The sequence below is a fragment of the Acidovorax sp. KPB24-07 genome, from assembly GCF_057543315.1.
Map to the genome: position 1 here is coordinate 1 of NZ_BAAJYS010000184.1, position 7351 is coordinate 7351.

Consider the following 7351-nt stretch of genomic DNA (forward strand, 5'->3'; position numbering starts at 1 on the left):
CGCGGCCTGATTGCCCGCAGGTCCCAGTGGCACCCGCAGCGCCGGTGACACCGGTGGCGCCAGTCGCCCCGGTCGCGCCCGTGGCGCCGGTCGGACCGGCCGCCACGCCTGCTGCACAGGGACCCAGGGCGCCCGTCGTGGTTTCAAAGCACAGCACCGTGGCCACGGGTGTGCGCGTGGAGAGGGTGGGCAGAAAGACACCGCCACCATCCTGCACCCGCAGCCCCTCTTGCGTTCCATTGGCGCTGCGCACCACGAAGCCGCCTGCTGAAGGCACGGTGATGCGCACGTCCGCTGCCAACACCAGAGGAGCATGGACCAGGCAAGCGGCAGCGAGGGCGGCAGTCAGCAGGGAGAGGCGGATTTTTCTGGAGTGGTTCACAGGTCGTTTCCTGGGTGATCGCGTTGGGCCGAAGGGACGGCCACGTGCCGGTGTGCGGCCGAGCCGGTAGAAATCGGCGCCAGACTATCTTTCGCCAGTGTTTATGTAAATAGGTGTTTCAATCTTGATAGGTACTTGCTTGCACGCGGAATGTGCGTGTGAGGCGTGCTCGCGCGGATGCCGATGAATGGGTCCGCGCCAGGCTGAAACGGTTGGAAGCATGGGCGACGCGGCCGCACGCCATCATGGTTCGGTACCGGTGCACTGGAGTCGCTTGGCGACTGCCCTGTCCTCCCGGCTTTCTGGTCCATCGCGCCGGCGGTGGTCTCCTCCGTTCACCGGATGCGTTCTGCACGTCAGCCCGCCAGTTGCGCAGTGCAATGCGGCGCCATCCACCAGGGAAGATCAATGTCAATGGTTCTACGGAAAGTGCGGCACGCGGTGCCTTTTTCCCGCAGCGGGCGCAAGGTGGTCCTGGCGACTCTGGCCTGGATGGCGCTGTCTTGCGCTTGCCTGGCGCAGGCACAGACGCTGTGGCCCACGCCCCGGCAATGGGATCAGGCGCGAGAACAATCGGCCACCGTCCCCGCATGGCGCAGTGCCATGGCCGCCCAGCGGCGCATCGCCGAAGACGCGATGAAGAGCGAGCCCCGGCCCGTGGCCGTGCTGACCACTGGCGGCCGGCTGCGGGGCGATCCGCTCAAGGCCCAGACCGAAGCGGGCCTGCAGGACATGGACAAGATCCAGGCGCTGGCCATCACCTACCGGCTCGACCAGGACCCGCGCCATGCGGCGAAGGCGGGCGACTACCTGCTGCGCTGGGCACAGATCAACCGACCGACCGGCCAGCCCATCGATGAAACCGGCCTGGAGCCCGCCATCTTCGGGTATCGGCTGGTGCGGGCCGACCTGGACGCTTCCACACGCGAATCGGTCGATGGCTGGATGCGCCGCATCGCCGAAGCCGAGATGGGGTCGCGGGAGATGAAGAAGAAAACCACCACCAACAACTGGCACAGCCATCGCCTGAAGATCGTCGGCCTCATCGGCTTCGCAATCGGCGATGCACGGCTGATCGCCTACGCGCGGGACGGCCTGCGTGCGCAGATCAACGACAACCTGCTTGCCAGCGGCGAAAGCGTCGATTTCCAGGAGCGCGATGCGCTGTCCTACCACGTGTACGACCTGCGCCCGCTCGTTACGCTGGCGCTGGCCTTCGCGGAGCAGGGCGAAGATTTCTACCACTGGAAGGCGGCGAACGGCGCCTCCATCGCCCACAGCGTGGCGTGGCTGATGCCGTACCTGAGGGGTGAGAAGACGCATGCCGAGTTTGTGCGCAGCGATGTGCGATTCGACAAGGCGCGATCGGACAACGGTGAGCGGGGCCATGTGGTCGGCAGCCTGTACGAGCCGCGCGACGCACTGCCGCTGTTGTTCCTGGCCGCTGCCTACGACCCCGAGTGCGCCGCCCTGGCGGAGCGGCTCGGCGGGGGGCGCCCGAACTGGCGCCTGGCGTTCAGCCGGCTGCCTGCCGCACGCACCCAGGGAGGGTGAGTGGGGCGCCTGAACACCCTGCATGAACGCGGTGGGTCACGCAGGCCAGGGGCCGGTCAGGGCTTGACCTCCAGCCGCACGCGGCGCCGGTCCGTGCTGACCGTGACCGACAGGCAATCGTCGGCCCACACCGGGCGAAGTGCGTCGGCGTCCGAATGCTCGGCGCGTCCATACGACCGCCCGGCCTGGTCCACCAGTTTCACGTAGCCCGCGCCGTCGCTGTAATCGTAGAACTCCAGGCTGTAGTCACTCCCGCCGCACACATCGGTGTGCATGAGTTCTGCGGTGTTGAAAGCGCGGGAGGAGAGCAGGGACCCGGCCAGCAGGGCCAGCGGCATGCCCGCGAGAAGCAGCAACGCCCATCGCGGCCAGGTCTGCCAAAAGCGGGGCTGGCGGAAGGCCGCGCGGTGGGTGGAGAGTGAAGAGGTGTGGGATTTCATGGGAAGACGATTGGGCGCGCAGCGATCAGGTGCCTGATGGACGTGGACGCTCTGCCAGCACGAGGCCTTGGCGTGGTGGCCTCGAAGAAAGTGCGCTGCCATCGCAGCGAGGGGGTTTTTCCCAGTGAATGTCTGACCGTCGGCCGTTTGGCACGAAGTGCAGTGTCTTCCCATGCGTTTGTCATTGTTCTCCCTGATGGCGTTGTCTTCTTTTGTTCGTCGTTGCGAACGAACGGGCTCAGCGGCTCCGAGCGGCGCATCTTAAAAGTGCGGTTCCGCGAATCCACCGTTTGCAACGCTCTCTTACTTTATTTGCATGAAAATCACGTAACCGGCTGGCAGGTGGCTACGCTGGTGCTTCCAATCGCCAGCCCGGTGCGCTGATCTCCCGAACATGCGGTTTTTGTATACAAAACGGTGCAAAAACCGTATTCCAGGCTGGCATGGCGTTTGCGTGATGCCCCGGCATGGATGCCACCTCCCACCCCTCGGCCCCCGCCGCCATCGAAATCGTTGCGCTCACCAAGCGCTATGCGCAGGGCAAGCCTGCCGTCGATGGCATCGATCTGCGCATTGCCAGCGGCAGCTACTGCTGCCTGCTGGGGCCTTCGGGCTGCGGCAAGAGCACCACGCTGCGCATGATCGCGGGGCACGAGTCGGTGACCAGTGGCGATGTGCTGCTGGAAAACCGCAACATCACCGACCTTCCGGCGGCCGAGCGGGGCACGGCGATGATGTTCCAGAGCTTCGCCCTCTTTCCCCACCTGTCCGCGCTGGACAACGTGGCGTTCAGTCTCAAGATGAAGGGCGTGGGCAAGGCCGAGCGGCAGGCGCGCGCGCGGGCACTGCTGGAGCGCGTGGCGATGGGGCACTTGGCCGACCGCAAGCCGGCGGAGCTGTCGGGCGGGCAGCAGCAGCGCGTGGCGCTGGCGCGCGCCCTCATCACCGAGCCGCGCGTGCTGCTGCTGGACGAGCCGTTGTCCGCGCTCGACCCGTTCCTGCGCATCCAGATGCGCGCCGAGCTGCGGCGCTGGCAAAAGGAGCTGGGGCTGACCTTCATCCACGTGACCCATTCGCAGGAAGAGGCCATGGCCCTGGCCGACACGATGGTGGTGATGAACCATGGCCGCATCGAGCAGGTGGGCTCGCCGCACACGGTCTACAACCGGCCCGCGAGCGAATTCGTGGCGCGCTTCATGGGCGGGCACAACGTGATCGTCACACCGTCCGGGCCAGTGGGCGTGCGCACCGACCACCTGCAGATCGCCGCGGTGGGCGAGGCGCTGCCGGCCGGGTCGAGCCACATCGGCGCGGTGGTGACCGATGTGGAGTACCAGGGCACCTACGTGCTGCTGGGCCTGCAGGACGAGGGCGCCGTGGTGTCGTCCAGCACAACCGCCGCGTATTCCGTGATGGTGTCTGAAGACGCCTACGCCGCCCGGCCTTACTTGGTGGGCGATGCGGTGCGGCTGCACTGGCGGCCTGAGCGCGCGCATCCGCTGCAGGCGCCGTCCACACCGGCCTCGGCAGGTGCCGCCGTCGCGGTGCCGGCCTGAGGCGCTGCAGGCCGGCAGCCGCAACGCACCGGGCGTCGCGGCTCCTGCCTCCGCTGGTCGACAAAAGATTTCCCTTTCCCCCTGTCCCTTCGTTCAACCTAGGAGCTTTCCATGTCCGATGCGTCTTCCGAATCCCTCGCTGCCCCGTCGTCCGCCGTGCAGCGCCGCTCGCTGCTCAAGGGCACGGCCGGCATCCTGGCCGCCGGCATGTTCCCGGCCATCCATGCGCAGGAGAAGATCGTGCTGCGCTACCTGGGCACGGCGGTGAACCAGGACAAGGCCATCGCTGAAAAATTCAAGGCCGACACGGGCATCGAGATCCAGTACGTGGCCGTGACCACGGACGACGTGACCAAGCGCGCCGTCACCGCGCCCAACAGCTTCGACCTGATCGACACCGAGTACTTCTCGCTCAAGAAGATCGTGCCCACGGGCAACCTCAAGGGCATCGACACCAAGCGCATCAAGAATGCCGACAAGATCACCCCGCTGTTCACCACCGGCATGGTGGGCGGCAAGGCGGTGGGCGAGCAGGGCACCGCGCCCAAGAAGGTGATCTACCTCGAAGGCGAAAAGAGCAAGGTGTTCGCCAAGAGCCCGACGCAGTTCATGAGCCTGATTCCCACCGTGTACAACGCCGACACGCTGGGCATCCGCCCCGACCTGATCAAGCGCCCCATCGATTCCTGGGCCGAGCTGCTGAACCCCGAGTTCAAGGGCAAGACGGCCATCCTGAACATTCCTTCCATCGGCATCATGGATGCGGCGATGGTGGTCGAGGCCATGGGCCTGTACAAGTACCCCGACAAGGGCAACATGACCAAGAAGGAGATCGACCTCACGATCAAGACCCTGATCGAAGCCAAGCGCGCCGGCCAGTTCCGCGCGCTGTGGAAGGACTTCAACGAGTCGGTCAACCTGATGGCCTCGGGCGAGGTGGTGATCCAGTCCATGTGGAGCCCGGCGGTGACGGCGGTGCGCACCAAGGGCATCGCCTGCAACTTCCAGCCGCTCAAGGAGGGCTACCGCGCCTGGGCCGCGGGCTTCGGGCTGCCGGCCACGCTGTCGGGCAAGAAGCTGGACGGCGCGTACGAGTTCATCAACTGGTTCCTCGACGGCTGGGCCGGCGCGTACCTGAACCGCCAGGGCTACTACAGCGCCGTGCTGGAGACCGCCAAGGCCAAGATGGAAGCCTACGAGTGGGCCTACTGGATGGAAGGCAAGCCCGCCGCGCAGGACATCAAGAGCCCCAATGGCGACCTGCTGGCCAAGGCCGGCAGCGTGCGCGACGGCGGCAGCTACGAGTCGCGCATGGGCGGCATCGCCTGCTGGAACGCGCTGATGGACGAGAACAACTACATGGTCCAGAAATGGAATGAATTCGTCGCGGCTTGACCGATGAAACCGGGCGGCACCCGCTGCCCGGGTTCACCGATCGGCCCGTCTCGCAAGCCCTTTCCTTCAGCACGTTCCACCGCACCATGAGCCCTCCTTCGACCTCCCATACCGCCGCCGTGGCCGCCGCGCCCGGCCGCGGCATCGCGGCCTGGTGGCAGGCTGCGCCGTTCACCGCGGTGTTCGTGCTGTTCTTTCTCGTCCCGCTCGGGCTCATCCTGATGGTGAGCTTCTGGGACTTCAACGAATACGAGCTGCTGCCCGGCTTCACCTTCAAGAACTACCTGTCGGTGTTCGAGGGCTGCGGCAACATGGCCGACCTGTGCACCACGCTGCGCACCTACCTGTCCACCCTCAAGTTCAGCCTGCTGGTGTGGGGCATCACGCTGGTGCTGGGCTTCGCGGTGGCGTACTTCCTGGCCTTCCACGTGCGTTCGCCCGGCATACAGACGCTGCTGTTCGTGCTGTGCACCATCCCGTTCTGGACCTCCAACGTGATCCGCATGATCTCGTGGGTTCCGCTGCTGGGGCGCAACGGGCTGGTGAACCAGACGCTGATCGATCTGCACCTGATCCAGACCCCGATCGAGTGGCTGCTGTTCTCCGATTTTTCCGTGGTGCTGGCCTTCGTGCACCTGTACACCATGTTCATGATCGTGCCCATCTTCAACAGCATGATGCGCATCGACCGCAGCCTGCTGGAGGCCGCGAGCGACTCCGGCGCCTCGGGCTGGCAGACGCTGTGGAACGTGATCGTGCCCCTGTCGCGCACCGGGATCATCATCGGCTCGATCTTCGTCATCACCATCGTCATGGGCGACTTCGTCACCATCGGCGTGATGGGCGGGCAGCAGATCGCCTCGGTGGGCAAGATCATCCAGGTGCAGACCTCGTACCTGCAGTTTCCGCTGGCGGCGGCCAATGCCGTGATCCTGCTGGCCGTCGTGCTGATGATCATCTACGGCCTCACGCGGCTGGTGGACATCCGCAAGGAGCTTTGAGCCATGGCCGTTCACGCACGCACATCCTTTTGCGCAGTGCCCCGCGCAGGCACCGCCCCCTTCGTCTTTCCCATGGCATGGAGGCCCTTTCCATGAACAAAACCCGCCTGCGCGAGCCGCGCCCGCTCAGCTTCTGGCTGCTGGCGATGGTGTTCGTTCTGTTCGTGCTGTTCATGTACGGGCCCATGCTGGTCATCTTCGTGCTGAGCTTCCAGGGCCCCGAAGGCGGGCTGACCTTTCCGATGCGCGGCCTGTCGCTGCACTGGTTCCGCCAGCTGGCCGAGGGGCTGGGCGTGGTGGACATCGGCGCGGCGCTGCGGCGTTCGCTCGCCCTCGGTCTGGCCGTGATGGCGTGCACCGTGGTGCTGTCGGTGCTGGCGGGCCTGGCCTTTCGCAAGCGGCTGGCAGGCGGCAACACGCTGTTCTTCGTCGTGGTGGCCAGCCTCATCATGCCGTCCATCATCGTGTCGCTGGGCATCGGGCTGGAGTTCCGCCTGATCGATACCGCCATCAAGGCGGTGCTGGGCTGGCTGGGCCCGCAGGAGACGCTGGAGGGCTTCGGCACCTCTCTGGGCCTTTTCACCTCGGCCCTGGGCGCGCACCTCACGTGGACGCTGCCGTTCGGCCTGCTCATCATGTTCGCGGTGTTCAACCGCTTCAACCCGGCCTACGAAGAGGCGGCGCGGGACCTGGGCGCCACGCCGTGGCAGGGCTTCGCGCACGTGGTGCTGCCGCTGGTGGCGCCGTCGGTGGTGGGCATCGGCATGTTCGGCTTCACGCTGAGCTGGGACGAGATTGCCCGCACCTCGCAGGCCATCGGCGACGTGAATACGCTGCCGCTGGAACTGCAGGGGCTGACATCGACCGTGACCACGCCGTCGATCTACGCGCTGGGCACGCTGACCACGGTGGTTTCTTTCGTGGTGATGGGGCTCACGCTGGCGCTGGTGTGGTTGCTCGGGCGCGGGCGCCGCGCGGGGAGCGCCCGATGAAGCCTCCCGCACCCGCCGGCCGCGCCCCCCG

The 7351-nt window shown here is 66.2% G+C and carries 7 protein-coding genes and 1 pseudogene; 6 read left to right on the plus strand and 2 right to left on the minus strand.

Translation table 11 applies throughout. The annotated features are described in order from the left end of the window. A pseudogene (locus AC27IQ_RS16360) lies at window positions 1–382 on the minus strand (hypothetical protein); the annotation flags it as partial. A gap of 441 nt (window positions 383–823) precedes the next feature. On the opposite strand from AC27IQ_RS16360, the gene AC27IQ_RS16365 reads away from it, so the two are divergent. After that, window positions 824–1936: an alginate lyase family protein gene (locus AC27IQ_RS16365; protein ID WP_487090084.1), complete on the plus strand. Its 1113-nt coding sequence runs from the start codon at window positions 824–826 to the stop codon at window positions 1934–1936. A 56-nt stretch (window positions 1937–1992) separates the two neighbouring features. On the opposite strand, the gene AC27IQ_RS16370 is transcribed toward AC27IQ_RS16365, so the two are convergent. After that, window positions 1993–2376 carry a hypothetical protein gene (locus AC27IQ_RS16370; protein WP_284406760.1) on the minus strand — a complete coding sequence of 128 codons (384 nt, stop codon included), beginning with the start codon at window positions 2374–2376 and terminating at the stop codon, window positions 1993–1995. Window positions 2377–2412: 36 nt separating this feature from the next. Between AC27IQ_RS16370 and AC27IQ_RS16375 the strand changes: the two genes are divergently transcribed. The 5 genes from AC27IQ_RS16375 to AC27IQ_RS16395 all read left to right on the plus strand — a co-directional run bounded on the left by AC27IQ_RS16375 (window position 2413) and on the right by AC27IQ_RS16395 (window position 7320). Beyond that, complete coding sequence (locus AC27IQ_RS16375; RefSeq protein WP_487090085.1) at window positions 2413–2760, plus strand: SAM domain-containing protein; 348 nt, start codon at window positions 2413–2415, stop codon at window positions 2758–2760. Between the two features lie 83 nt (window positions 2761–2843). Next, on the plus strand, window positions 2844–3932 hold the full coding sequence (locus AC27IQ_RS16380) for an ABC transporter ATP-binding protein (RefSeq protein WP_317352413.1): 1089 nt from the start codon (window positions 2844–2846) through the stop codon (window positions 3930–3932). A 111-nt stretch (window positions 3933–4043) separates the two neighbouring features. After that, window positions 4044–5327, plus strand: a complete 1284-nt coding sequence (locus tag AC27IQ_RS16385) for an ABC transporter substrate-binding protein (RefSeq protein ID WP_272564121.1) — start codon at window positions 4044–4046, stop codon at window positions 5325–5327. A gap of 86 nt (window positions 5328–5413) precedes the next feature. After that, the gene (locus AC27IQ_RS16390; RefSeq protein WP_487090086.1) at window positions 5414–6328 is read left to right on the plus strand and encodes an ABC transporter permease; all 915 of its coding nucleotides are present in this window, start codon (window positions 5414–5416) and stop codon (window positions 6326–6328) included. Window positions 6329–6420: 92 nt separating this feature from the next. Then, window positions 6421–7320 carry an ABC transporter permease gene (locus AC27IQ_RS16395; RefSeq protein ID WP_487090087.1) on the plus strand — a complete coding sequence of 300 codons (900 nt, stop codon included), beginning with the start codon at window positions 6421–6423 and terminating at the stop codon, window positions 7318–7320. Window positions 7321–7351: the final 31 nt, after the last annotated feature.

Excerpts from the sequence above, each read along its gene's own strand:
- AC27IQ_RS16370 (WP_284406760.1), bottom strand. The coding sequence starts at position 2,376 with ATGAAATCCCACACCTCTTCACTCTCCACCCACCGCGCGGCCTTCCGC.
- AC27IQ_RS16375 (WP_487090085.1), top strand. The coding sequence starts at position 2,413 with ATGGACGTGGACGCTCTGCCAGCACGAGGCCTTGGCGTGGTGGCCTCG.
- AC27IQ_RS16380 (WP_317352413.1), top strand. The coding sequence starts at position 2,844 with ATGGATGCCACCTCCCACCCCTCGGCCCCCGCCGCCATCGAAATCGTT.
- AC27IQ_RS16385 (WP_272564121.1), top strand. The coding sequence starts at position 4,044 with ATGTCCGATGCGTCTTCCGAATCCCTCGCTGCCCCGTCGTCCGCCGTG.
- AC27IQ_RS16390 (WP_487090086.1), top strand. The coding sequence starts at position 5,414 with ATGAGCCCTCCTTCGACCTCCCATACCGCCGCCGTGGCCGCCGCGCCC.
- AC27IQ_RS16395 (WP_487090087.1), top strand. The coding sequence starts at position 6,421 with ATGAACAAAACCCGCCTGCGCGAGCCGCGCCCGCTCAGCTTCTGGCTG.